The sequence below is a fragment of the Butyrivibrio sp. NC2002 genome (genome assembly GCF_000702265.1).
Taxonomy (GTDB): domain Bacteria; phylum Bacillota; class Clostridia; order Lachnospirales; family Lachnospiraceae; genus Butyrivibrio.
In genome coordinates, this window is the sequence record NZ_KL370880.1 from 130,862 (window position 1) to 157,192 (window position 26,331).

At 42.2% G+C, this 26,331-nt stretch carries 21 protein-coding genes; 18 read left to right on the forward strand and 3 right to left on the reverse strand.

Going from position 1 to position 26,331, the window contains the following annotated elements; genetic code table 11:
- Positions 1 to 7 precede the first annotated feature (7 nt).
- From T543_RS07780 to prfB, 14 genes are all read left to right on the forward strand, one after another.
- Positions 8 to 517, forward strand: coding sequence for an acyl-CoA thioesterase (locus tag T543_RS07780; RefSeq protein ID WP_035767407.1), 510 nt, complete (start codon positions 8 to 10; stop codon positions 515 to 517).
- A 53-nt stretch (positions 518 to 570) separates the two neighbouring features.
- Entirely contained in the window at positions 571 to 1,230 is a 660-nt protein-coding gene (locus T543_RS07785; protein WP_051638620.1) for an HD-GYP domain-containing protein, read from the forward strand.
- A 180-nt stretch (positions 1,231 to 1,410) separates the two neighbouring features.
- Positions 1,411 to 2,337 carry a phosphate butyryltransferase gene (ptb, locus tag T543_RS07790; protein WP_035767408.1) on the forward strand — a complete coding sequence of 309 codons (927 nt, stop codon included), beginning with the start codon at positions 1,411 to 1,413 and terminating at the stop codon, positions 2,335 to 2,337.
- Between the two features lie 67 nt (positions 2,338 to 2,404).
- Positions 2,405 to 3,472: a butyrate kinase gene (gene buk / locus T543_RS07795; protein ID WP_035767409.1), complete on the forward strand. Its 1,068-nt coding sequence runs from the start codon at positions 2,405 to 2,407 to the stop codon at positions 3,470 to 3,472.
- Positions 3,473 to 3,511: 39 nt separating this feature from the next.
- On the forward strand, positions 3,512 to 4,111 hold the full coding sequence (locus T543_RS15620; RefSeq protein ID WP_081829988.1) for a DUF4234 domain-containing protein: 600 nt from the start codon (positions 3,512 to 3,514) through the stop codon (positions 4,109 to 4,111).
- 29 nt (positions 4,112 to 4,140) lie between these two features.
- Positions 4,141 to 5,763 (forward strand): response regulator, encoded by a 1,623-nt coding sequence (locus T543_RS07805; RefSeq protein ID WP_035767410.1) that lies wholly within the window; start codon positions 4,141 to 4,143, stop codon positions 5,761 to 5,763.
- Positions 5,760 to 7,085, forward strand: a complete 1,326-nt coding sequence (locus T543_RS07810) for a sensor histidine kinase (RefSeq protein ID WP_051638621.1) — start codon at positions 5,760 to 5,762, stop codon at positions 7,083 to 7,085. Before T543_RS07805 ends, T543_RS07810 begins: the two co-directional genes overlap by 4 nt.
- 140 nt (positions 7,086 to 7,225) lie before the next feature.
- Positions 7,226 to 8,326 carry an ABC transporter substrate-binding protein gene (locus T543_RS07815; protein WP_035767412.1) on the forward strand — a complete coding sequence of 367 codons (1,101 nt, stop codon included), beginning with the start codon at positions 7,226 to 7,228 and terminating at the stop codon, positions 8,324 to 8,326.
- A 128-nt stretch (positions 8,327 to 8,454) separates the two neighbouring features.
- Complete coding sequence (locus T543_RS07820) at positions 8,455 to 9,969, forward strand: sugar ABC transporter ATP-binding protein (RefSeq protein WP_035767414.1); 1,515 nt, start codon at positions 8,455 to 8,457, stop codon at positions 9,967 to 9,969.
- Positions 9,966 to 11,051 (forward strand): ABC transporter permease, encoded by a 1,086-nt coding sequence (locus tag T543_RS07825; RefSeq protein WP_051638622.1) that lies wholly within the window; start codon positions 9,966 to 9,968, stop codon positions 11,049 to 11,051. The genes T543_RS07820 and T543_RS07825 overlap by 4 nt, the downstream gene beginning before the upstream one ends.
- Entirely contained in the window at positions 11,052 to 12,086 is a 1,035-nt protein-coding gene (locus tag T543_RS07830; RefSeq protein WP_035767416.1) for an ABC transporter permease subunit, read from the forward strand.
- 13 nt (positions 12,087 to 12,099) lie between these two features.
- On the forward strand, positions 12,100 to 13,170 hold the full coding sequence (locus T543_RS07835) for an ABC transporter substrate-binding protein (protein ID WP_035767417.1): 1,071 nt from the start codon (positions 12,100 to 12,102) through the stop codon (positions 13,168 to 13,170).
- Positions 13,171 to 13,306: 136 nt separating this feature from the next.
- Complete coding sequence (secA, locus tag T543_RS07840) at positions 13,307 to 15,874, forward strand: preprotein translocase subunit SecA (RefSeq protein WP_035767418.1); 2,568 nt, start codon at positions 13,307 to 13,309, stop codon at positions 15,872 to 15,874.
- Positions 15,875 to 15,953: 79 nt separating this feature from the next.
- Positions 15,954 to 17,096: a peptide chain release factor 2 gene (gene prfB / locus T543_RS07845; protein ID WP_035767419.1), complete on the forward strand. Its 1,143-nt coding sequence runs from the start codon at positions 15,954 to 15,956 to the stop codon at positions 17,094 to 17,096.
- A gap of 90 nt (positions 17,097 to 17,186) precedes the next feature.
- On the opposite strand, the gene T543_RS07850 is transcribed toward prfB, so the two are convergent.
- The 3 genes from T543_RS07850 to T543_RS15195 all read right to left on the reverse strand — a co-directional run bounded on the left by T543_RS07850 (position 17,187) and on the right by T543_RS15195 (position 21,611).
- On the reverse strand, positions 17,187 to 18,209 hold the full coding sequence (locus tag T543_RS07850; RefSeq protein WP_035767421.1) for a glycosyltransferase: 1,023 nt from the start codon (positions 18,207 to 18,209) through the stop codon (positions 17,187 to 17,189).
- A gap of 94 nt (positions 18,210 to 18,303) precedes the next feature.
- A complete protein-coding gene (locus tag T543_RS07855; RefSeq protein ID WP_051638623.1) occupies positions 18,304 to 20,199 on the reverse strand; it encodes a peptide ABC transporter substrate-binding protein in 1,896 nt (631 codons plus the stop codon).
- Complete coding sequence (locus tag T543_RS15195; protein ID WP_051638624.1) at positions 20,196 to 21,611, reverse strand: GGDEF domain-containing protein; 1,416 nt, start codon at positions 21,609 to 21,611, stop codon at positions 20,196 to 20,198. Before T543_RS15195 ends, T543_RS07855 begins: the two co-directional genes overlap by 4 nt.
- A gap of 188 nt (positions 21,612 to 21,799) precedes the next feature.
- On the opposite strand from T543_RS15195, the gene T543_RS07865 reads away from it, so the two are divergent.
- The 4 genes from T543_RS07865 (at position 21,800) to T543_RS07880 (ending at position 26,304) form a co-directional block, all read left to right on the forward strand.
- On the forward strand, positions 21,800 to 22,864 hold the full coding sequence (locus T543_RS07865; protein WP_051638625.1) for an NHL repeat-containing protein: 1,065 nt from the start codon (positions 21,800 to 21,802) through the stop codon (positions 22,862 to 22,864).
- A 22-nt stretch (positions 22,865 to 22,886) separates the two neighbouring features.
- Positions 22,887 to 24,536 (forward strand): hypothetical protein, encoded by a 1,650-nt coding sequence (locus T543_RS07870; RefSeq protein WP_035767424.1) that lies wholly within the window; start codon positions 22,887 to 22,889, stop codon positions 24,534 to 24,536.
- A gap of 107 nt (positions 24,537 to 24,643) precedes the next feature.
- Positions 24,644 to 25,714 carry a histidinol-phosphate transaminase gene (hisC, locus tag T543_RS07875; protein ID WP_035767427.1) on the forward strand — a complete coding sequence of 357 codons (1,071 nt, stop codon included), beginning with the start codon at positions 24,644 to 24,646 and terminating at the stop codon, positions 25,712 to 25,714.
- 71 nt (positions 25,715 to 25,785) lie between these two features.
- Positions 25,786 to 26,304 carry a COG2426 family protein gene (locus T543_RS07880; protein ID WP_035768234.1) on the forward strand — a complete coding sequence of 173 codons (519 nt, stop codon included), beginning with the start codon at positions 25,786 to 25,788 and terminating at the stop codon, positions 26,302 to 26,304.
- The last annotated feature ends 27 nt before the right edge of the window (positions 26,305 to 26,331 follow it).

Below are 26,331 nucleotides of genomic sequence, written 5' to 3' on the forward strand. Positions count from 1 at the left end.
ATAGGCTATGAATAATAGAGTTTTTCATGTTGATCACCAGATTTCGACTAAGAATGTTGAGGACTCTGTTACAGAGTGGACCAAGGTAGTAAAGTATGTCGATATCAATGGATACGACAGATTGTTCGGGGGAGAGCTCATGAGCTGGATTGACCAGGTTGCGGGCACCGTTGCTCTAAGGCATGCGGGAACACCTGTGACCACCGCGGCAATCGACAACATGCAGTTCAAACAGGCTATCAATTTAAATGACATCGTGGTACTTATCGGAAGAATCACACATGTTGGAAGGACATCCATGGAAGTAAGGGTTGATACCTATGTTGAGGACCTGCGCACAGGTATGAGACATGTGGTAAACAGAGCATATCTTACAGAAGTATGTGTTGATGAGGACGGAAGACCTACGGTTGTTCCTTACGGATTAAATGTAAGAACTGAAAATGAGAGGGCAGAATGGCAGGGAGCTGAGAAGAGAATAGAGCTTAGGAAACAGAGAAGAAGAGAGGGCTTTTAAGTTATTTGTGGCTCTAAACTACTAACCGGAAAAGACGAGAAAAAGTGAGCACTATGGATGACTACGAAGAAAAATACCATAAGCAGAAAAGATTAACTGATCAGCTGATGCATGCTCTTGCAAAGGTTGCGGACGAGTGTGGTAATTATACCAAGGACCACTCTGAGAGGGTGGCGCTTTACTCTATGGAGATTGCAAGAAGGCTTGGTAAGAGTCGCGCAGAACAATACGAGATATATCAGATGGGACTTCTCCATGATATAGGAAAAATCGGAGTTCCCGACACGATTACCGGCAAAGCGGACAATCTGGCAGACAAAGAGTATGACATGATGAAGAGACACCCCATGATAGGAGCTAAGATCCTTCAGAACATCAATGAGCTTCCGGGACTTGCAGTGGGTGCAAGATGGCATCATGAAAGATATGATGGGCAGGGATATCCTGATGCTTTAGCAGGCGAGGATATCCCTGAGGAAGCAAGGATAATTGCAATTGCTGATGCCTATGATGCTATGAGTTCTCAGAGAAATTACTCAAGCGTCATGGGACAGCAATATGTAAGAACTGAGATCGAGAAGGGCAAGGGAACGCAGTTTGATCCTGTTATCGCTGATGTTCTCCTTGAAATGATCGATTCGGATGTAGACTATGTTATGAATTCGGAAACGAGTCTTCTTGTAATCCGTGAATTTTTTGAGATTCTCGATTGATGCTTTTTGAGGCTTCAGAACTTCATCTAAAATTGAAAAGTAAGGCACTTCGTGATATAGTTTAAGCGGTGCGCTTACTTTTTTTATTTGCAAAAAACACCTTTTTCAAAAAGGAAACTTTACATATATAAAGATAAGCAACTTAGAAAAAATAACATCTATTTTCAGGAGGTATTACGAATGAGTAAGAGTTTCGATGAAATCCTTGCAAAATTAAAGACTGCGAGCACTAAGAAGCTTGCTGTAGCATGTGCGCAGGATGAGCCTGTGCTTGAAGCAGTAAAGGCAGCAAAGGAGCGAGGTATCGCTGATGCTATCCTTGTTGGTGATAAGGATGAAATCGAGAGGATCGCCGGCGAGATGAATATGGATCTTTCTCAGTACGAGATCATTGACGAGAAGGATACAGTAGAAGCTGCAACCAAGGCTGTTTCACTTGTACACGACGGCAAGGCAGATATCTATATGAAGGGACAGCTTGATTCCAAGACATTCCTCAAGTCAGTTCTTAATAAGGAGGTTGGTCTTCGTACAGGACGTCCGCTTTCTCATGTATGCGTATTTGAGATTCCCGGCATTGATCGTCTTTTATTCCTTACAGACGTTGCTTTCATGCCCTATCCGACTCTTGAAGATAAGAAGGTTATCATTGAATATACAGTTAACGTAGCAAGAGCTTGCGGTGTAGAGTGCCCTAAGGTTGCTCCTCTTGCAGCTGTTGAAGTTGTTAACGACAAGATGCCTGTAACTGTTGAGGCAGCAGAGCTTACAAGACTTTGTGAAGAGGGTGAGATCAAGAACTGCATAGTTGACGGACCTCTTTCAATGGACCTTGCAATAGATCCCAGTGCTGCAGAGCACAAGGCAGGTGCTAAGGATCGTAAGATCGTCGGCGATGCAGATATTCTTCTTTTCCCTGATATCCACGCAGGAAACCTTACATACAAGACAATCGTTCGTCTTGCAACAGTTAAGAACGGTAACATCCTTACAGGTACAAAGGCACCCGTAATCCTTACATCACGTTCAGATTCTGTAGAAGTTAAGCTCAACTCAATCGCTCTTGCAGCAGTAGTGGCAGAGGATCAGAAAAAGGGTATCCTGTAAAGATAATTATGCAATCGCTTTGCGCCATTTAAAAGCAATAAAATAAAGAATAAAAGGAGAATGAGTCATGATTAAGAGTTTGATTATCAATCCCGGTTCTACATCTACAAAGCTTGGTATTTTTGAGGATGAAAACCTCATAAAGGAAGAGACTTTAAGACATAGCACAGAAGAAATCAGTCAGTATGCATCAATCACTGATCAGAAAGACTTCAGAAAAAATATTATCCTTGATTTTTTAAAGAACGAAAACATCGACATCAAATCATTTGATGTTATCGTAGGAAGAGGTGGACTGTTAAAGCCTATTCCGGGCGGCACTTATGAGTGTACTGATGCTCTTATTGCAGATCTTCAGAAGGGTGTTCAGGGACAGCATGCAAGTAACCTGGGCGGTATCCTTGCAAGAGAGATCGGTGATGAGATCGGTGTTAGATCATTCATCGTTGACCCTGTTGTTGTTGATGAGCTTGAGCCCGTTGCAAGGATTTCAGGTATTCCTGAAATCGAGCGTGTATCTATCGACCACCCTCTTAACCAGAAGGCAGTTGCAAGAAGATATGCAAAAGAGCACGGTAAGAAGTATGAGGATGTAAATGTTATCGTTGTACACATGGGCGGCGGCACATCCTGCGGTGTTCACAAGAACGGCAAGATGATCGATGTATTTGCTGCACTTAACGGTGACGGAGCATTTTCACCTGAGAGAACAAATGGTGTTCCTGCACTTGCACTTGTAGATATGTGCTTCTCAGGAAAATATACATACGAAGAAATGAAGAAGAAGATCGTTGGCGGCGGTGGATTCAACGCTTATCTTGGAACCAACGATATGAGAACCGTTAACAAGATGTGCGATGAGGGAGACAAAAAGGCTCAGCTCGTACGTGATGCATTCATTTATCAGATCTGTAAGAACATTGGTGCATGTGCAACAGTCCTTAAGGGACAGGTTGATACCATCATCCTTACAGGTGGTATTGCTCATGGTAAGGTTATCACAGATGCGATCACAGAGAGAGTAGGCTTCATCGCTCCTGTAACAGTATATCCCGGTGAGGATGAGCTTCTTGCACTTGCACAGGGTGCACTTCGCGTATTAAATGGCGAAGAAGAGGCTAAGAAGTACGAGTAATACGGTTCAACAAGAACTATATAATGAGGAGTTTGGAAAATGTTTTGTAAAAATTGTGGAACACAGCTAGAACCCGGAATAAGGTTCTGTCCTGCGTGCGGGGCTGCAGTTGAGAATAATGAAGCAGGTGCAAACACTAATCCGCAGGATCAGCCTATAGGCTTTAATCCCGGGAATAATGCTGCGCCGAATCCGTATGCTAATCAGGGCTATCAGTATAACCAGGGAGCATATCAGAATAATCAGGGAACCTATCAGAACAGTGGTTATCAGAGCGCTCCTTATTCAGGATATGTTGCTCCTATAACAGAGAGAAACATAGTTCTTGCCATTATTCTGTCATTTGTAACCTGCGGAATTTATTCGCTTTATTGGATTTATAAGGTGAATGAGGAAGTAAATACCTTATCAGGGGAACAGGATGGAACAAACGGTATTTTGGTAATCCTTTTCTCTATTCTTACATGCGGTATTTATTCACTCTACTGGCTTTATAAGATGGGATCGAGATGCGATATCATCATGAATGATCCAAATGGCGGAAGAGGAGTGCTTTACCTTATTCTTAGCTTTATAGGTCTTAGCATTGTAAGTATGTGCCTTATCCAGGATACAATAAACAAAGCTGTCAGAAGGTAACAGATATAAGGCCCGGTATAGAAAAAAGTATGAAAGTGTTTTTGGTGGAGGACGAGTTCGTCGTCAGAGAGGGAATAAAGAATAATATTGATTGGGAGTCACACGGCTACGAATTTTGCGGAGAAGCAGGAGATGGGGAAATTGCTTACTCCATGATACAAAAAACGAAGCCGGATATTGTGATAACCGATATTAAGATGCCGTTCATGGATGGTCTGACCTTAAGCCGTATGCTTAAGGCAGAGTTTCCGTGGATCGAGATCATCCTGCTAACGGGATATGAGGATTTTGAATTTGCCAAAGAGGCAATCAAGATCGGAGTATCCTGTTACCTCTCAAAGCCTATAAGCGGTGAAAACCTCATAAAAGAGGTGGACAGGATCGCTTTAAGGATTGAGGAGAAAAGACAGGAAAGAGAGCAGGCAAGACGTTACGAGCAGGAGATGGAGGAACGTCTTGAACTTGAAAAGAGAGAGTTTTTCGGTGATCTTATAACCGGAGGAAAAGGATTCTCGGAGCTTGTAGATCAGGCGAGGAAGCTTTCTATCGACATAACGGCAATGGAATACAATATTGTTCTTTTAAAGGTCTGGTCCACCAGGCATGATGCTTATGAATATTCGAACAGTGTAGTCGAGATTGAAAAAAGCATAAAAGAAGTTGCTGAAAAAGCAGGAGCAATATATTTTGACCTGAATGTCGAAGGTATTGCCCTGCTTTTTAGATTAGGCGATGAAGAATCTTTATATTCCAAAATTGAAAAATGCATAGACGAGATGAAGTCTGTTTTTGATAGATATCACCATATAAGATATTTCGGAGGCATAGGACAGACTGCCCACAGGATAACAGAGATACCAAAGAGCTTTGAGTGGGCAAGCCGTGCTTTTGCGCACATGTATCTGACTTCGGAAAACGGATTTTTATATGGCACTGAGGAAGGTCTTAATCCTGAAAATGAGGATGTTATTTTATCAGAGATCGATCCCAGACACATAGATAGGAAGCTGATAAAGGAATTCCTGAGAAGAGGCGAGGAATCGGAGACGGGATTTTTCGTGGACGAATTCTTAAACGGCATGGGAAAAGGAGCAATCCGTTCGACCATGATGAGACAGTATATCGCCATGGATATTTATTTTTGCGTGGCTGATTTTGCTGAAAACGAGCTCGGAATTGAAAGAGAGAGCAGAGAGGCTACTGTCGAGACGCCAACTCCGGAGATACTTGGAAGCGAAAACAGTACTATGGAGTACCTTGTAAGGATAATCAGCAGTGCTGTAGCACTAAGAAATGAAGGTGCAAGAGGACACTACCGCGATGTGGTAAACGAGGTGAAGGCATACATCGAAGAGAGGTATACAGAAGATGATCTGTCTCTGAACAGCCTCGCAGCTCACGTTAATTTTTCGCCCAATCATTTGAGTGCTGTGTTCAAGCAGCAGACAGGGCAGCCGTTTATCAAATATCTTACGGATTACCGCATGAATATGGCCAAGGAGCTTCTTAGCACGACCTCGAAAAAAAGTAATGAGATTGGATTCATGGTTGGATACAAGGATCCGCACTATTTTTCGTATCTGTTTAAGAAGACTCAGGGTATGACACCAACCCAGTACAGAAATGGTGAGACTTCGGAGGCGTCCTTATGATAGGGAAAAATAGAGAAGGTGCCAGAAACCACCTTGCCAATCAGATTCGTTTGACATATCTGTTTCTTTTGTTACCAAATATCATTTTCATGGCTTATGCGTTCCACAATCTGTGGACAATCAATGCAAGATATAACGAGATGCTGAACTCAGTTGTGACCGCAAGTGAGTTCAGCCTTGATTTCAAAGAAGATTTCGACTATGAGACATATCTTCTCATAGTCGGAAACGTATCCCCCGGCGATTCCAAGCTTATGAGCATGCTCACCGAGGCAAAAAGTGTAGTAGAGAGTCTTAAGGACTACACTGATGAAGGGGAGAATAAAAAGCGTCTCGATAGCGCTGAGCAGTATCTATCCAATCTGGAAGTTTATATTTCGCGAATAGCAGATAATCTGAAATACGAGGACAGGTATGAAGACAATATTGAGATCTGGGAAAATGATGTCCAGATAGTCACTTCGCTTGTTCAGGAGACGATCAACGAATACATATATTATGAAAACAGGCAGCTTCAGACTGCGCTTAAGGAAAACAGGGACTTTTTCCTGGATATACTTGAGATATCAACGGCTATCTTCGTCCTTATAATATTAAGTATCATAATTGTCTCCTATGTAGGTCCCATGTGGATCACAAAGCCTATAGAAGAGAGGGTCGAGAGGGAGCAGAAAAAGCTGAGGAAGGCGGAATTTGAAGTTCTGCAGGCACAGATAAATCCTCACTTTTTATATAATACCCTTGATGCTATCGTGTGGTCGGCAGAGGCAGGAAACCAGAAACAGGTAGTAAAGATGGTCGGCTCATTATCTGACTTTTTCAGGACATCCCTTAATAAGGGAAAAGAGATCGTCACGATAAAGGAGGAGCTTCAGCATGTAAGGAGCTACCTTGAGATCCAGCAGATAAGATATATGGATATTCTAAGCTATGACATCGATGTGGCTGAGGATATCTTTGGATATGTGATCCCCAAGATAACGATCCAGCCAATTGTGGAGAATGCGCTCTACCATGGCATAAAGAATAAGCGCGGCGGCGGCAAGATCCTGGTGACAGGTCGTGACCTTGGAAATTACATCTATATTTCCGTAAAGGATAACGGTATAGGCATAGAAGAAAAGCGACTTGCCGAGATACGGGACAGTCTCGAAAAAGATAACCTGACAGATGGGCAGGTCTATGGTCTGTACAATGTCAATGAGAGAATAAAGCTCGAATTTGGTGATGAATACGGACTTTCCATAGAGAGTATGTATGGTGAATATACTGCGGTAAATATAAAGCTCCCGAAAATCTTAACCGAAATCGTAAAAAAATGAACCAAAATAAAAAAATAATAAAAAAGTGAACTTTATTAATTTTTTATTCCATGTTTTTTTCCTCTTAATGAAATTAAAATTTAGATTATCAGAGGAATGGTCTTCTGATACAACAACTTTTCAATCGGAGGGAAAAAGTTATGAGAAAGAAAGTATTGTCAGTACTTATGGCATCTGTAATGGTGTTTAGCCTTGCAGCATGTGGCGGCGGAGCAGCTGATACAGCTACAGAGACTCCCGCAGCAGAGGAAGAAACAACAACAGAAGAGCCTGCAGCAGAAGAGACAACAGAAGAAGCTGCAGAAGAAACAACAGAAGAAACAACAGAAGAAACAACAGATGATACAGCAGCTTCAGGCGAGCTTATCAAGGTTGGCATTATCAATAACGATCCTAACGAGTCCGGCTATCGTACAGCTAACGATAACGACTTAAAGGCAATGTTTACAGAAGAGAACGGATATGATGCTTCATTTGCATACAGCTTAAAGAATGATGAGCAGATCGCAGCAGCTCAGACATTCATCCAGGATGAAGTTGATTACCTTCTTCTTTCAGCAGCTGATACAGCAGGCTGGGATTCAGTTCTTCAGGATGCTCAGGCAGCAGGCGTAAAGGTTATCCTCTTTGACCGTACAATCGATGCAGATGAGAGCCTCTATGAAGCTTCTATCGTATCTGATATGGCAAAAGAAGGTCAGACAGCAGTTGATTGGCTTGCAGGTCAGGGACTTGATGAGTACAACGTGATCCATATCCAGGGTGTTATGGGTAGTGCAGCTCAGCAGGGACGTTCCGGAGCACTTGATGACAAGGTTGCTGCAGAAGACAACTGGAACATTGTTACCCAGCAGACAGCTGAGTGGAACGCAGAGAAAGCACAGCAGATCGTACAGTCTGTAATCGATGCCGGAACACCTTTCAACGTAATCTATGCTGAGAACGACGATATGGCTAAGGGTGCTGTAGCAGCACTTGACGCAGCAGGTATCTCACACGGTGTTGGCAAAGACGTTATCGTAATGGGCTTTGACTGCAACAAGTGGGCACTTGAAGAGCTCCTTGCTCAGAACTGGAACTATGATGGACAGTGCAATCCTTTCCAGTCAAGCTACATCGATGAGATCATCAAGACTCTTGAGAGCGGTGGCACACTTTCAGAGAAGACTATCATCATGGATGAGAAGGGCTTTGATGCTGAGACAATCACACAGGAAGACGTTGACAACTACGGAATCTGATAAACGTGATCGGGCGGAAATATCCGCATAACTAAAACCCAAGTACACTTTAATAAGTTATTATGGAGCGCGGTGCGGCGAAATCCGCATCGCGCTTCAAGTTTTTAAGGAAGAAAGAGGTATAACCGTTGGATGAGAAAAAAGTGCTTGAAATGAAAGGCATAGATAAGACTTTTCCAAATGTTCGTGCTCTTCGTAATGTTGATTTTTCTCTTTGCGAAGGAGAAATTCATGCACTTATGGGGGAAAACGGAGCAGGAAAATCTACACTTATTAAAGTCCTTACAGGTGTTTACACCAAAGATGCAGGGACGATAACTTTAAAAGGCAAGGGAGAAGTACAGATACATTCTCCGCAGGATGCACAGAAACTGGGAATCAGTACTGTGTATCAGGAAATAACCCTTTGTCCTAATCTGACTGTTGCAGAAAATATGTACATAGGCAGAACAGAGGGAGCACTTACAAATTGGAAAAAAATAAATGAAGCAGCTGATAAGCTTCTTAAATCATTGGAAATTCCTGCTACGGCAACGCAGCAGCTCTCTAACTGCTCTATAGCAGTTCAGCAGATGGTTGCGATCGCCAGGGCAGTTGATATGGATTGTAAAGTTCTGATACTTGATGAGCCTACTTCTTCTTTGGATGAACAGGAAGTTGAGAAGCTCTTCGGACTAATGCGAGACCTTAAAAAACGTGGTGTCGGAATAATATTCGTAACTCATTTCCTTGATCAGGTATACGAGGTTTGCGACAAGATAACGGTTTTGAGAGATGGCGGACTTGTTGGAGAGTATGAGATAAAAGACCTCCCCAGAGTCCAGCTCGTTGCCAAGATGCTTGGTAAGGAACTTGATGACCTCTCAGATATCAAGGGCGAAGGCGGAACCTATGAAGGAAAAGACAAAGATGAAAAGATATTTGAAGCAAAAGACCTTCAGAGTAACGCAGGAATAAAGCCCTTTGATTTCTATATCAAAAAGGGAGAAGTCAATGGATTTACAGGACTTCTCGGTTCCGGACGAAGCGAGTGCGTAAGAGCAATCTTTGGAGCAGACAGAGTAATAAACGGAACCGTTAAAATGCATGGAAAGAGCGTAAAGATAAACAAGCCTCTCGATGCTATGAAGAACGGCATTGCATATCTTCCCGAGGACAGAAAAAAGGATGGAATCATCCAGGATCTGTCAGTAAGAGAAAATATTGTTATGGCGCTTCAGGTTCTTACCGGCTTCTTTAAGCCCTTCTCCAAGGCGCAGCAGTATGCCTTTGCAGATGAATATATTAAGAAACTAAACATTAAGACAGCATCTGCTGACACACCTATAAAGTCACTATCAGGCGGTAATCAGCAGAAGGTAATTCTTGCCAGATGGCTTCTTATGCATCCTGAATATCTGATCCTCGACGAGCCTACAAGAGGTATCGACGTAGGAACCAAGGTGGATATCCAGAAGCTTGTTTTGGAGCTTGCCAAGGAAGGAATGAGCGTAACCTTCATATCTTCTGAGACAGACGAGATGCTTAGAACATGTTCAAGACTTGTCGTTATGAGAGACAGGAAGGTAGTAGGAGAGCTCTCAGGCGAGGATCTTACACAGAATAAGATAATGAGTACGATTGCAGGGGAGAGTAAGTCATGAGTAAGACAGATAAAAATGAAATGAGTTTTGTAAAAAAGCTCGTCAGTAATCAGCTTTTTATACCGATCATGGCACTTCTCTTGCTGGCGGTAATAAATCTGATAAACGATCCCGGATTTTTCAAGATAACTCTGGGAACAAATAATGCAGGTAATCCTGTTTTGTCAGGATACCTAATAACGATACTTGATTATGGCTCAGAGCTTGGTATTCTGGCCATCGGTATGACACTTGTAACGGCTGCTTCAGGCGGACAGGATATTTCGGTAGGTGCAACGATAGCGATTGCGGGATCTGCAATGCTGAGAGTTCTCTGCGGAGGAAATTCAAGACCTACAGAAATCCAGGCACCTATAATAGTTGCATTCCTTGTTGCATGTGTTGTAGGTATGCTTTGCGGAGCTTTTAACGGAATGCTGGTTGCAATCTTTAAGATACAGCCCATGATCGCGACACTTATTCTTTTTACAGCGGGCCGTTCGATTGCAGCATGGATCAACAACAACGAACTTCCTATAGTTCCTGATCCAAAGTTTGCATATTTTGGAAGCTTTATACCGGGAATCCCGATTCCCACAACGGTTTTCATAGTTATTGCCTGCGTAATAGTAATTGCTGTTGTGCTTAAGTTCACAAACCTGGGGCTTTACACACAGGCAGTTGGTATCAATGAAAACTCATCAAGACTAAACGGTATCAATCCGACATTTATCAAGTTCCTTTCTTTTGTAATACTTGGTATTTGCGTAGCGGTTGCAGCACTTATCAAGGTAAGCCGCCTCTCTACCATCAACTACTCTGTCATTGCAAAAGATATTGAGATGGATGCCATCCTTGCGGTTGCACTTGGAGGAAATGCTCTTTCAGGCGGTAAATTCAACATGTGGGCATCAATCCTTGGAGCTTACGTAATTCAGTTCCTTACAACAACTCTTTATAAATTCAATGTATCATCAGATGCACTTGCAGCTTATAAGGCAGTTGTAGTTATACTTCTTGTTGTTTTCTCTGCACCCACAGTAAGAGATTACATGGCACAGCTGTCCAAGAAGTTTACAAATTCAAAAAAGGAGGTGGCATAAATGAGCCGTGACAAAAAAGGTATCTTTGACAAGATGAATGATACTAATCTCCTCCTTACAATTACGATAGTAATATTCTTCCTTATGTATCTGGGAGCTGTTATTTTTCAGGGAGGCGGATTTACCAAGCCTCAGATGTTTTTCAACATACTAAACTCAAATGCAGCGCTGATAATTACAGCCTGCGGAATGAGCGTTGTAATGATAACCGGCGGGATCGATATTTCAGTCGGCGGTGTTGTGGCACTGGTTTCTATGTGCTGCGCTGTATATCTTGATAAGCACAACGGAAGCATAATAGGTTCTGTTTTTATAGCAATAGGAATTGGTATCCTCTACGGACTAATTCAGGGCTTTTTGGTAGCATATCTTGATATCCAGCCCTTTATCGTATCCCTTGCCGGAATGTTCTTTGCAAGAGGTATGACAACTATCGTTAATACCGCACCTTTTAATGTGGCAAACGAGCAGTTCAATGCCCTTAAGCTTACAAGGATCTATGTGCCGGGAATGGGAACTACCAACAAAAAAGGTATCTACGTTCCTGCATACGTTGAGATTGGAGTTATAGTAGCACTTCTTATAGTTATACTTTTGTTCGTTGTGCTTCGCTGGACAAAGGTAGGTAGAAACTTCTACGCAGTAGGCGGTAATAAACAGAGTGCTCTTATGCTTGGCATAAATGTTAAGAGGACAAAGTTCTACTCACATATGATCTGCAGTACTCTTGCAGGCATCGGAGGATATGTATATTTCCTTCATGTTGGATCCGGTTCTGCAAGTCATGCCATGGGAATGGAAATGAATGCTATCGCTTCATCCATCATTGGTGGTACAATGCTTACAGGCGGTGTAGGAAATATTATAGGAACATTCTTTGGGGTGCTTTCACTAAGCACAATACAGAATATTGTTTCATCCGCAGGTCTGGATCAGGCTTGGTGGACAGGTATAACAATTGCAGCAATGCTCTGTATTTTCCTTCTTATTCAGAGCGTGGTCATGGCACAGAAAAAGAAGGCATTAAAGAACTGATCAGGGTGACAACATGAATAATTACGCCAAAAAGGCGACTATACTGCTCCTGCTCTTGGTCCTTGTGGCCGGTTGCGGGAGCAGTCGGTTTAAAGAAGAAAAAACAGAAGATGAAGAGGTGGTATCGGAAGACCTCATAAATGTTGGGTTTTCGCAGCTTGGTGCAGAATCTGACTGGAGAAATACCAATACGATATCAATGCAGGAAGCTTTTACTGCCGAAAAGGGATATAACTTGATTTATAAGAACGGCCAGCAGAAGCAGACCAATCAGATCACAGCTATAAGGACTTTTATCCAACAGGGAGTTGATTATATTGTTCTTGCTCCTGTTACGGAGAGCGGCTGGGATACAGTTCTTGGTGAAGTAAAGGAAGCAGGGATACCTGTCATATTGGTTGACAGGCGGGTTGACTCTTCCGACAAGACCTTATTTGCAAGCTGGGTTGGCTCCGATTTTGAGCTGGAAGGCAGGAAGATGGCTGCCTGGATCAAGGAGTACACTGAGAGCAAAAACATAGATCCTGCTGATCTCCATATAGTAAATATCCAGGGAACACTTGGGTCAACGGCCCAGATAGGAAGAACCAGAGCACTTGCCAATGCTGCAAGAGAAAACGGCTGGGATCTTATGGCAGAGGTTTCCGGAGAATTTACGGAGAATAAGGGAAGAGAAGTTATGGCAGCTCTTCTTAAGAGATTTAACAATATCAATGTAGTGTATTGCGAAAACGACAATGAGGCCATAGGTGCGATCGACGCAATAGAAAGTTCCGGAGGCAAGGTCGGAAGCAATATTCAAAAGGGCGAGATCATGGTGGTTTCTTTTGATGGAGTAAATGAAAAGTCCATCGAATATGCAAAAGAAGGGAAAATATCCTGCATTGCAGAGTGTAACCCCCTTCACGGACCAAGGGTAAAGGCACTTATCGAGATGCTCGAGCGCGGAGAGACACCTGATAAGTACAACTATGTTGATGAAAAAATGTATAGTTCTATTTCAGAAGTGGACAAGATAATAGTTGACGGAAAAGATTACTATATAAACGAACCTGTTTCAATGGAAGAGCTGGTGAAAAAATAGGGTAGTTGATAATATGCGGGTAATTTGCTAAAATGTCATTTGTGGTTTTGTCTTTAATTGAGTATCAGGGGGCGAAATGCTCCCTTTTTTATGCACAGTTTGTGCAATGAAATAAAAACGGATGGAGTAATATCAAATGGGAATTATTGATAAGATTATTGGTACGCACAGTGAGCGCGAACTCAAGAGAATTCAGGGTACAGTAGACAAGATTGAGAGTCTTCAGCCTGAAATGAAAAAGCTTACCGATGATGAATTAAAGGGTAAGACTGAGGAATTTAAGAAGAGACTTGAGAGTGGAGAGACACTCGATGATATCCTTCCTGAGGCTTATGCAACTGTAAGAGAAGCGGCTTGCAGAGTACTTGGCATGGAGCACTTCAGAGTTCAGCTGATCGGTGGTGTTATTCTTCACCAGGGAAGAATTGCAGAGATGCGTACCGGTGAAGGTAAGACACTTGTTGCAACCCTTCCTTCTTATCTTGATGCACTTGCAGGCAAGGGTGTTCACGTCGTTACTGTAAACGATTACCTTGCTAAGCGTGATGCTGAGTGGATGGGTAAGGTTCATGAATTTTTGGGACTTACCGTTGGTGTCGTACTTAACAGTATGACAAGCGAGGAGAGAAAAGAAGCTTACGCTTGTGACATCACTTATGTTACAAATAACGAGCTCGGATTTGACTATCTTCGTGACAACATGGCTATCTACAAGGAGCAGTGTGTACTGCGTGGTCTTAATTATGCCATCATCGATGAGATTGACTCCATCCTCATTGATGAAGCAAGAACACCGCTTATTATTTCAGGTCAGAGTGACAAGTCAACTAAGCTCTATGAAGCATGCGACATTCTTGCAAAGCAGATGACAAGAGGTGAAGACCTCGATGAATATACCAAGATGGATGCCATCATGGGTATTGAGCAGGAAGAAACAGGAGACTTTATCGTAAACGAGAAGGACAAAATCGTAAACCTTACAGCACAGGGTGTTTCCAAGGTTGAGAACTTCTTCCGTATCGATAACCTTGCAGATCCTGAAAATCTTGAGATCCAGCATAATATCATCCTTGCACTCCGTGCAAACAACCTTATGCAGAAGGATCATGATTATATCGTAAAAGACGATGAAGTTCTTATCGTTGATGAGTTTACCGGACGTGTAATGCCCGGAAGACGTTATTCAGACGGTCTTCATCAGGCTATAGAAGCAAAAGAGCATGTAAAGGTTAAGAGAGAATCCAAGACCCTTGCTACCATTACCTTCCAGAACTTCTTCAACAAGTTCGAGAAGAAGTGCGGTATGACAGGTACTGCTCTTACAGAGGAAAGAGAATTCCGTGATATCTACGGAATGGACGTTATAGAGATTCCTACAAATAAACCGGTTATCCGTATAGATCATCAGGATGCGGTTTACAAGACTAAAAAGGAAAAGTTAAACGCAGTTGCCGATGCAGTTCAGAAGGCACATGAGAAGGGACAACCTGTACTTGTAGGTACTATCACTATCGAGTCTTCAGAGGAAGTAAGTAAGCTCCTTAAGAAGAGAGGTATCCCTCACAACGTACTTAATGCCAAGTTCCATGAGATGGAAGCACAGATAGTCGCTGAGGCAGGTAAACACGGCGCCGTTACGATCGCTACAAACATGGCAGGTCGTGGTACCGATATCAAGCTTGATGATGAGGCTCTTCAGGCAGGCGGACTTAAGATCATAGGTACAGAACGTCACGAGAGTAGACGTATTGATAACCAGCTGCGTGGTCGTGCAGGTCGTCAGGGAGATCCCGGTGAATCCAAGTTCTATCTTTCACTTGAGGACAACCTTCTTAGACTGTTTGGATCAGAGAGACTTATCTCAATGTTCAATTCACTTGGTATTCCGGAAGGGCAGGAAATTGAGCATAAGGCATTATCAAAAGCTATTGAATCAGCTCAGAAGAAGATCGAGGATAACAACTATGGTATCCGTAAGAACCTTCTTGAATATGACCAGGTTAATAACGAGCAGAGAGAGATCATCTATGATGAGCGTAGACGTGTTCTTAACGGAGACAGCATGCGCGATACAGTATACAAGATGATCACAGATATTGTTGAGGAATCAGTTGAGACAGTTGTTGGTGAAGTTACTGATTCTGATGAGTGGAACTTAAATGAGCTCAATGAGCTTCTTCTTCCTACTATTCCGCTTAAGAAGATCAACCGCGGACGTATAACCAAGCTTACTAAGAACGGACTTGTTCAGCAGCTCAAGGAAGAGGCTGTTAAGCTCTATGAAGAGAAGGAAGCTGAGTTCCCTGAACCCGAGACTATCCGTGAGATAGAGCGAGTTATCCTTCTTAAGGTTATCGACAGAAAGTGGATGGATCATATCGATGATATGGATCAGCTCCGCCAGGGTATCGGCCTTCAGGCATTTGCACAAAGAGATCCTAAGATTGAGTACAAGCTTGCAGGATATGAGATGTTCGATGAAATGACACGCAACATCAAGGAAGAGACAGTAAGACTTCTTTTCCATGTTCATATCGAGGAGAAGGTAGAGCGTGAGCAGGTTGCCAAGGTAACAGGTACCAACAAGGATGATTCTGTTGCAAAAGAACCCGTAAAGCGTATGGAATCCAAGGTTTATCCCAACGATCCCTGCCCGTGCGGAAGTGGTAAGAAGTACAAGAACTGCCACGGAAGAATGCAGTAAAAAATGTTTATGTAATTATTGATGGGGATGCAGAGCAGATATGCTCTGCATTCTTTGAGAGATGTAGAAAGGTTGAAAAATGGTAATACTTGATCAGATGAAGGTTGAACTGAGTAATCTTCGTGGAACACTTGACGAAGTAACTGGTTCACTTGACCTTGATTCCAAAAAAAAGATGATTGAAGAGTTGTCCCGAGAGATGGAAGAACCCAACTTCTGGGATGATGCTGAGAAGGCTAACAAAAAGACCAGAAACTTAAAGAACATGCAGGATCTTGTAGCTCAGGTTGAGGGTCTTCACAAGCAGTATGATGATATTATGGATCTCATTGATCTGCAGAACGCAGAGGGTGTGGATGATGACGACATGGCTGCCGAGATCAGAGAAGAGCTTGATAGCTTTGAAAATCTTCTTGAGGAGATCAGGATCAACAATCTTCTTAGCGGAGAATATGACAGCTGCAATGCAATCCTCAGACTTGCTGCAGGCGCAGGCGGAACAGAGGCTTGCGACTGGTGTAACATGCTGTATCGTATGTATACCAGATGGGCTGAGAGAAAAGGCTTCAAGATCGAAGTTCTCGATATCCTTGACGGTGATGAAGCAGGTCTTAAGTATGTACAGTTCCAGATCGATGGTACAAATGCTTACGGTCTTCTCAAATCTGAGAAGGGTGTACACAGACTTGTCAGGATCAGTCCTTTCAATGCTCAGGGTAAGAGACAGACATCATTCGTTTCACTTGATGTTATGCCTGATATAGAAGAGGATCTCGATGTTGAGATCAATCCTGAAGACCTCAGAATTGATACATATCGTTCAAGTGGTGCCGGTGGACAGCACATCAACAAGACTTCCTCCGCTATCCGTATTACTCACCTTCCTACAAATATTGTAGTTACCTGTCAGAACGAGAGATCTCAGTTCCAGAATAAGGACAAGGCGATGCAGATGCTGAAGGCAAAGCTCTACATGTTAAAGCTTGAAGAGCAGCAGGCAAAGATAGACGGTATCAGAGGTGAGGTTAAGGATATCGCCTGGGGTAACCAGATCCGTTCTTATGTCCTTCAGCCCTACACAATGGTCAATGACACAAGAACAGGTGAGAAGAGCTCCAATGCTGACGCTGTTCTTGACGGTGATCTTGATCCTTTCATCAATGCATATCTTAAGTGGCTCGCAACAGGCGGAAAACCTGTAGGCGATACCGAAGAGGAATAAGATATAAACTTAAATTTTTAATATATAACCGACAAACGATCAACCCCCGGAAGTGGCTATCGAAACTTCCGGGGGTTGATTATCGCATAATCAGTAGGGAACGTGCCAGTTGCGGGCTTCTTTTTCGTAGTCCTCGGCCTGTTCGAGATTACCGAGTTCTCTGTAACATTCAGAGAGTTTCATAAGGGTTACATCCCCTCCGATGTGGATATTAAGGATGGGAGATGATTCATATACTGCGTTGTAGTACCAGACGATAGCTTCATCCAGATCGCCTATGTTGCGGTAGTAATTTCCGAGCTCATAGCACATTTCGCTTGAGGGAATAGTAGTGAGGTCCTTTAAGGAATATTTAAGAAGTGCCTCAGTATTTCTCTCAATGACGGCTATATGAGCCAGAACGCAGCTAGCTTCCTTTATCTCATCGAGAGTTCTTCCGGTATCGACTATAGACTCCTCGAAGAATTTTTTTGCGAGCATGAAATCTTCATCACTGCCAACAAGGTACAATTCTCTTGCATAGAGATTATGAAGCCTCTTGGATATATATTCACCGCGTGTAATAGAGCATCTGAATGCTGTCAGATCACGTTCTCCATGTTCCTCTGTAGGATTGTGGATTATCTCAACGTCACTGTTACATACGGTTGGATCAAGCCTTACAGTTTCATGTATAGGATCTTCCCAGACAAAGCTGCGGACTCTTCTAAAGAGCTTGGGACGAAGCTCTCTGTCGTAGTTGTATACTGTGTTGTGACTTAGCTGATTACAGTAGTACATTTGAACAACATCGATATCGAGTTCATCGATATCAATTTTCAGTTGCTTGAACCTTTTCTGATTTTCCTCGTCGATAGTTTCATCAGCATCTGCTGCGTAGATGAAGTCGCAGGTTGCCTGCTGAAATGAGAAATTCCTGGCATCAGAAAAATTGCCGGTCCATTCATACTCAAATACCTTTGCGCCAAAGGATTTTGCTATCTCCACAGTTTTATCGGTAGAGCCTGTATCAACGATGATCATCTCATCAACCAGATCTTTGAGACAGTCAAGGCAGGTTTTTAGCTTATCCTCCTCGTTTTTTACTATCATACATAGACTTACTGTAACCATAGCCATACCCCTCATTTATGGTGAATTAATCGCTAATATTACATATTTATGTTACCTAAAAACCGTAACAGTGTCAAACTATCAAAATGCTCATTTAGTGGTTTATCCACTTCGTATATTCTTTTTTGAATTCTTCTATGTTCATGGAATCATCATGGATCTTACAGTGCTTGTAACGCTGGGTAGCCATACCATAGGAAGCATATTCGCCCTCAAATTCATTAAGCTTTGACATGACGTAACCTTCACCCGGCATTATCGATATGGGAAGGATTATGCTATGTTCAAGGAGCAGGGCTTCAGCGTTGGCATAACATTCAAAGCGCTTTTCCAGATCGTCAGTGATATTAGAAGCTATATTAACTGTACTGGCCCACTCATCCCGAACGGACAATACAGAACTATCCTTGCACAGGTGCCAGAACATGTACTCGCCGTCATCCATGAATGGCTCGGTCCAGGTGTGAGGATCTTCATAATCAGCTCCCCATCTGCATTTCATAAGAGCATATTTTCCGCTTCGCCTTGCGGGTAACAGATATCCTGTGTCGCCACCTACAACGGGGAATACGTCAACAAAATCTTTGCCAAGACAATTCTCTATCATTTCTTCGAGGAGGAGAGCTTCCTTTGTCCATCCATCGATCAGAGGATTATATGGCATGAAAATCTTGATGGGGAAAGTCACACCTGCCTGTTCAAGCTCTTTTCGTGCTGTATCCGCGTATTTTTGTGCTGTAATGGTACTGTAAGAATCCTCATAATTGAATTTGTCGAGTGCACCAAAAGTTGTATAGTCCTTTCCATCAAGAGAAATAGCTCCCTTTGGAGTAAAGACATTATTTATGAGTGAATCCGGATTGAATGGCTCATAGATAGATGCAATCTTTGTCTTGTTGATGGATGAAATTATAGCCTTTCTGAAATTCTCATTTACAACTGCCTTCTCCCAGTTTTCGGGCTCATATTCCTCGTCGAACTGCGGATAGAAATTGAACGCATAAAAATATGAGAAGGACAGATCCGGCCTTGAAGGATGGATCTCATTTGCGTAGGTTTCATCTTTTAAGTATTCTGTAAGTTTTTGCGGGCTTACCGTGGCTTTGTCGATCGCTCCTTCCATATATCTTTCGATGCTTACAGAGTTTGCATCTTTGTCATATCTGTTCTCTATACGCTCGATGTGGACATTGTCTGCATCATAGTAGGTTGGATTTTTAACAAGAACCTGTTTTTCCAAAGGTTTAAAATAATAAAGTATGTAAGCTCCGTTGTAGAGGATGTTTGTATTATCCTTGGCAAACATTGTACCTACTTCGTCCAGATATTTACGGCAGATGGGCAGATATGAAGTGTAGGATAAGACACTTGGGAAAAATGGGCAGGGTTTATCAAGCTCGTATACAACCGTTCTTTTATCAGGTGCTTTTACGCCGATGTCTTCCGGCTTTACCTCGGGAACCGGGGCATCGAACGATTCGGGAGATAGAAGATATGTGGTGTAGTCATAGTACTCCTGCGCGTTTTTTACTACTGATCCGGTGGAATACATGTATTGACTGTCTGAATTGTTGGCATAGTTATTGACGTACTGACTGGCACATACAAAATCATCAGCAGTAACGTAGGCATAGAAATTGCCTTCATAGTCAACCCACTTGGCATCGTCTCTTAAGTGGAATGTCCATTCTGTCATATCTTCGTTGGACTCCCAGCTCTCAGCCAGACCTGGGATGATATTTCCGTATTGATCGTAATCGACAAGGGCTTCTATGGTGTTTGAACATATTGCGGTGTCGATCGTTGAAATTGTCTTAAGGTAATTTAGCTCGGAAACTTCTGATGAGTAGAGAGTTCTGAAAGTTGTGGCATCAGGACTCAGATAATCCCCTATTATGTGGTTTTCCAGATCGGGAAGCCTGCTGCAACCACAAACGGCAAGAGATACAATGAGTAAAGGAACGAAAAAAATATTACGTTTGTTCTTCATCCGCGCATCTCCTTCCCGATAGATTCGTAGTATTTGCGTTTGTCTTCATACATTTCTGCTTCTGCTTCTTTTATGACTGTCAAAAGCTTCTTATCAGGTGTGGCCATGGCAAGACCAACTGCTACGTGATATCCGGCAGCTATGACCTTTTCCGAGACGGTATCAAGGTCATGTCTTACCGTGTTTTCATCGCGGTCGTAGCGGAATGCCACAAACTCATCGCCGCCAATCCTGTAGGTGTTGCTCTCTCCATACTCTTCGGAAATTATCGTAGCAATGGTTTTGAGCATATTGTCACCTGCAAGGTGACCCTGCGAGTTGTTTATATCGTGAAGACCATTGACGTCAAAGTATATGCATGCAAGACCGTCAGTTCCCTGTTGCAGGTGCTGGCAGAAGTATTCGTAGCGGTTGCGATTCTGAAGACCTGTGAGGGCATCCATGTTGGCACGTCTCTCTATACCTATAAGTGAACCTGTTGTTATGCGCAGCACATAAAGGAAATAAATGATAAGGGCAATCGCGCCAAATGTAAGGAAACCAAACAGGCTTACCTGAATGGGCTGAACTTCTGCGTAAACATATTCCTCGGGAACGCTGACTACCATTTCCCAATTTGCGATATTCATGGGAAGAAAACAGAAGTACATGACTTTATCCGAAACGGTGTCATGTCCTATTGCATAGCCGCTTCTTCCTGAAAGGATCGCGTTTTCAAAAGTATCGGAGACACTGATATCCGACACGCGGATTCCTGCATTTTCGAGAGTTGTGCCTGTTCTGTTTGAACTGTCTATAAGGAAAAGTCCTGTATCGCGTTCTATAACTGAAACTATCGCATGCCCGTCGTAGATGTCGGGGATCCAGGCACGTACAATGTCCTCGGGAGTAGTTGTTCCGTACAGGAAGGCGACGGTTTCTTCATTCCTTCTTATAGGGACAAAGTTTCTAAGGTCGTAGACATTTTCTTTTTCCAGATCCTCAAGGAGCGAGGATATATGCTCACCCTTAAGTTTTACATCCTCGAAATCAAGGACACCTGTGGAATCGAGATCCAGGCCGTTTATACGTATTACCTTGTTGTTGGAATTGAGTATGGCAACATCAGATATCTGCGAGTTCATATCGTAGATATTAAGATATGTATTTACCTCAAGTGAGTGAAGTGAATCGTTGGAGGACGAGATGATATTTGCTATCATTCTTAGCATATTCCGCTCTGTTCTGAACTGACCCTCTATAGCCTCTATAGCCTCGGTGGAAGCAATTTTTAGCTCAGAGTAGCTTTGGGTCCGCATATAAGAGCGCACGCTTATTACATAGATAATAGAAGCTATTACAATGACTACCATCATTACAATAGTTGCTACGAGACTACGTGTCTTAAATTGTTCCTGCGCCTTTTTCCACATAATATGCAAAGCCTCGAAGAAACGTTAATCCGACAATTAATTATATCATCGGCAAAACAGCAAAATATTAAAAAAGTCTAGTCTTTAAAGGAAAAAAGACTAAAAAAGAATAAACAATACACACTTTTTTCTGTTATACTTTCAATAAAAATATGTCTTGGTTTTACTTTTGAACAAAGGTGGGGATAATGAGTAAAAGCGGCATTATGCGGATAAGGGCGGCTCTTTTTTTATCCGCCATTGCACTATGCGTGCAGGGGCTTGCTATTACGGGATGTAATAGCACTAAAAAGAGCAGCGATGAGATAAATGGCGAATGGGAAACAAACGGTAGTTTTTTAAGGGAATCGATCAAAACACAGGCAAACATAACTGAACCTGAGATCAACCCGGATTATTCACTTAGCGTACCTACATTCATAGATAAAATAGATGATAACTGGTTTATAGTTGATTGCTACCACAACAGGATAATTTACAATGATAACCTGGATGATTCACTGGATAAGTTTAAGGTACTTACAAGTGATGTATCATTTCCGCATACTATGGCAAGTGATGGAAGGGTTATACTTGTGGATGATACTGAGAATAACAGGGTTCTGATTTTTGAGAAAAAGGAAGGCGTATATGTAAATACGCAGCTTTTTGAAGATGTAGGGCAAAGACCTCACTACACGGTCTATGATGAGAACGACAAGGCTTTTTATGTGTGGAGTTCAACATCGGGAGAACTGTATGTTTTCAGAAGACATGAGGATGAGAGCACGGTTTATCTTACGGAAATAAGGAGTATAGCTGAGCTTTCGGGAACCTATATCAGATCTTTTTATATAGATGGAGATGATATATATTTTGTGTCAGGAATAACGCCGCAGGGCACATCCTCAGGTGTGATCAGGTGCGATAAGAAAACGCTTGAAGTCAAGGAAAGATATGCCGTTCCCGATGAACTTGCCGGGATGGCAGATATGATATATGAAAACGGGTACTATTTCATTACCGTTTCAACTGATTCTGCAGGAAGTCAGGATACTGCGACAATGATAAGAACATCTGACCTTAAGGGCTTAAAGGATGGAAATTATGAGGAAATCTATTCGAAGTACTTTATAGGCGGGGGAACGCCCTATAATATGTTTAAGGTAGAAGACAGATTTTACCTGACAGAGCACAGACTTCCCGGGCATTCTATATGGGAATATGCGATTGATGAAAACGGCGATATACAGGACGTCGTACCGGTTTATTAAAGATATAGCAAGGAGATTTATCATGAATACAAAGGACATGGGATACAGTGATAAAACAGCGAAAAAAGCTGTGATAATGATACTTGTAATGGCACTTGTTACGGCCATTTTGCAGGGAAACAGATTTACCGCGGTAGTATCCGGAATTCCGAAGCAGCCACAGATCACAATACTTTTTCTTATAGGACTTTTTTCTATAGTGTATCTGGCATTTTGCATTAAGAATAAGAAGATGGACACGGAAAAGAGTGTTCTGTGGATCGTATGGAGCGGAATGCTCATGAGGATTTTCTATGTTCTTTTTTATGATATAAAGACACTTCAGAATGATGGCGGTTTCTATACAGGATACGGGACACCTGACATAAATAACGGTCATATCGGATATATCGAATATATCTATAAATTCCATCATCTTCCGAGCATGGATCCTTATGAATACTTTGGCTATTATCATCCGCCGCTTCACCATATCATCGAAGCTATCTGGGTCAGTGTGCAGAGATTTTTGCATGTATATGAAGATCTTGCGTTTGAAAATCTGCAGATTCCCACACTTATTTACTCGGGACTTTGCATGGTAGTAATGCTCAAGATATTAGAGGAAGCAGGGGCAGAGAAAAAGTATATCCCTCTTGGAATGATCCTTTTTGCATATCATCCCAGAATGATGGTGCTTGCAGGCTCAGTCAACAATGATATACTTGCTCTTTTGCTTCTTCTTACAACAATCTGGAGAGTTCTTGTATGGATAAGGAGTAAGACCTACAAAAATATTATCCTTATAGCGCTTTCACTTGGATGCGGAATGATAACCAAGCTTAATACGGCAATCTGTGCATTTTCTATAGCTGTAGTATTTTTGATGGCTCTTATCCGTGCCTTCAAAAATGGCAATCTTCTTTTAAGAAGAAATATACTGCTTCAGTATGTTGTATTTGGGGTTATCTGCATTCCGATAGGTCTTTCCTATATAGTAAGGAATCTGGTGCTGTTTAGTGAAAAGCCCGGAATCCCTTCACCTGCACTTATTCCAAATGAATCCGTGATGTATACAGGGACATATTCGGTGTGGTCAATTATAGGAATACCATCTATCGCAGATCTCCACATAGAGTTCCCTTTCCATCCGATAAGCGCTGAGGCGATGCACAATACGTGGGCTATCATGTTCCAGACAGGGTTGTTTGCAGAGGCATATCCCGCAGGAATGGGTGACAGCCTTGTATCCGTTGCCCAGATTGCATACGTTTCATCTATAATTGCGGCTATCATTACAACTGTCGTATTTATATATGATTATGCAAGCAGGATGATAAGAGAGGCGGGCAAAATAAAGTATTCACTTCCTCATCCTACAGACGAAGAGCTCGCAAAGGGTGTATATAAGACAGATACTGTGGTAAATCATCTTGAGAGAACAGTATTTCTTCTTTTAACTTACATATTTATGCTGATAAGCTTTAGCTTGTTCGTATTTAAATATCCATATACCTGCAGCAGTGACTTCAGATATATGACGGCAGGACTTGTGTTTACATCATTGGGCTTTATTATTGCAGTAAGAAAAATGAACAAGGGCTTTTGGCGCTTTATAAGACTATTACTTGTCACAGCCATGGCAGCATGCCTTGTGGGATCTCTTGTTGTATTTATGTTCTGGGAAATTTGAGGATGAATTGCCCAAGGAAAGTATTTACCTTTGTGAATTCTTTGGTATAATTCTAGTTAAATGCAATTTAGCGTGGTAGAGTGATAAAGTAAAAGGGAGTACACAAAATGAGCTATGAGGAGTATGTGAGAAAAGTAGTGCCTTATGTTCCCGGAGAACAGCCAAAGGATAGAAGCATTATCAAGTTAAATACAAATGAATGTCCGTATCCCCCTGCACCCGGTGTAAAGGAAATCCTTAGTAAAACAAGGTATGAGGATATGAGGCTTTATCCCGATCCCGAGGCGCAGGATCTTTTAGATGAGTTATCTGATTTTTATAAAATGCCATCAGATAGGATATTTGTAGGCGTTGGTTCAGATGATGTCCTTGCAATGGCATATCTTACATTTTTTAATTCGGATAAGCCCATTCTATTTCCGGATATCACATACTCTTTTTATGATGTGTGGGCAGAACTCTACAGGATTCCCTATGAGCAGATCCCTCTTGATGATGATTTCAGGATAAGGATAGAGGACTATTATTCGGAAAACAGGCCAAACGGCGGAGTTATTATAGCCAATCCCAATGCTCCTGTCGGATTGTACGAGCCCGTATCCCGCATAGAGGAGATTGTAAAGCACAACAGAGATTCTGTAGTTATTATAGATGAAGCCTATATTGATTTTGGCGGAGAGTCTGCGATTTCCCTTACAGATAAATATGACAATGTTCTTGTGGTGCAGACATTTTCCAAATCAAGGGCTATGGCGGGTATGCGCATAGGATTTGCCTTTGGCTCTAAAAAGCTTATTAAGTATATGAAGGATGTGAAGTTCTCCTTTAACTCATATACAATGAACAGACCATCAATAGAGCTTGGAGCGGCGGCTCTTCGTGATACTGACTATTTTAAGGATACGTGCAAAAAGATAATCAGAACCAGAGAGATGGTCAAAGAAAAGCTATCTGAGCTTGATTTTGTATTCCCTGATTCTATGACCAATTTTGTTTTTGCAAAGCACAAAAGTATTCCGGGGGAAGCTATATTTAATGCCCTAAAAGAGAGGCACATATACGTAAGACACTGGAATAAGGATAGAATATCGGACTATCTGCGCATTACGATAGGAACCGATGAGGAGATGGATAAGCTTATTGATGCTCTTTCGGAGATTACTAAAAATCTTGTGTAATAGCCTTTTGTCTGATAAAATCAATGCTTGTAGTGTTTTTAATAAGATTTTTTCAGAAAGGCAGACTAGTAATGCTTAGTTTTTTTAAAGAGTCACTTATCGGACAGTATATTTTTGTATTTATTTTATCGATGGTACCGCTTGTAGAGCTCAGAGGTGCGATACCTTTTGCACATGGTTTTGCGGAGACTGCAACGGGATTTAATCTTCCCCTCAGCTATGTGATCATCGCTATCGGAAATATGATACCAATGCCTTTTATTTTCTTTTTTGCAAGGAAGGTTCTTGAATGGGGAAAGGATAAGCGCTTTATCGGCAAGTTCTTTACCTTCTGCCTTGAAAAGGGTGAAAAGGGTGGTAAGAAGCTTCAGGAAAAAGCCGGAGGCGGTCTTTATTTTGCACTCCTTCTTTTTGTAGGAATACCGGTTCCCGGAACAGGTGCCTGGACAGGTACACTGGCTGCAAGTATTCTGGATATGGATTTTAAAAAGAGTGTTCTTGCTGTAATAGGCGGAGTTGCGCTGGCAGGAACCATCATGGGAATAGTAAGCTTTTTGTCAGTGAGTGCGATCTTAGGTATCGCAGGCTGATAGGCAATACCGTACTATTTCGCAGGA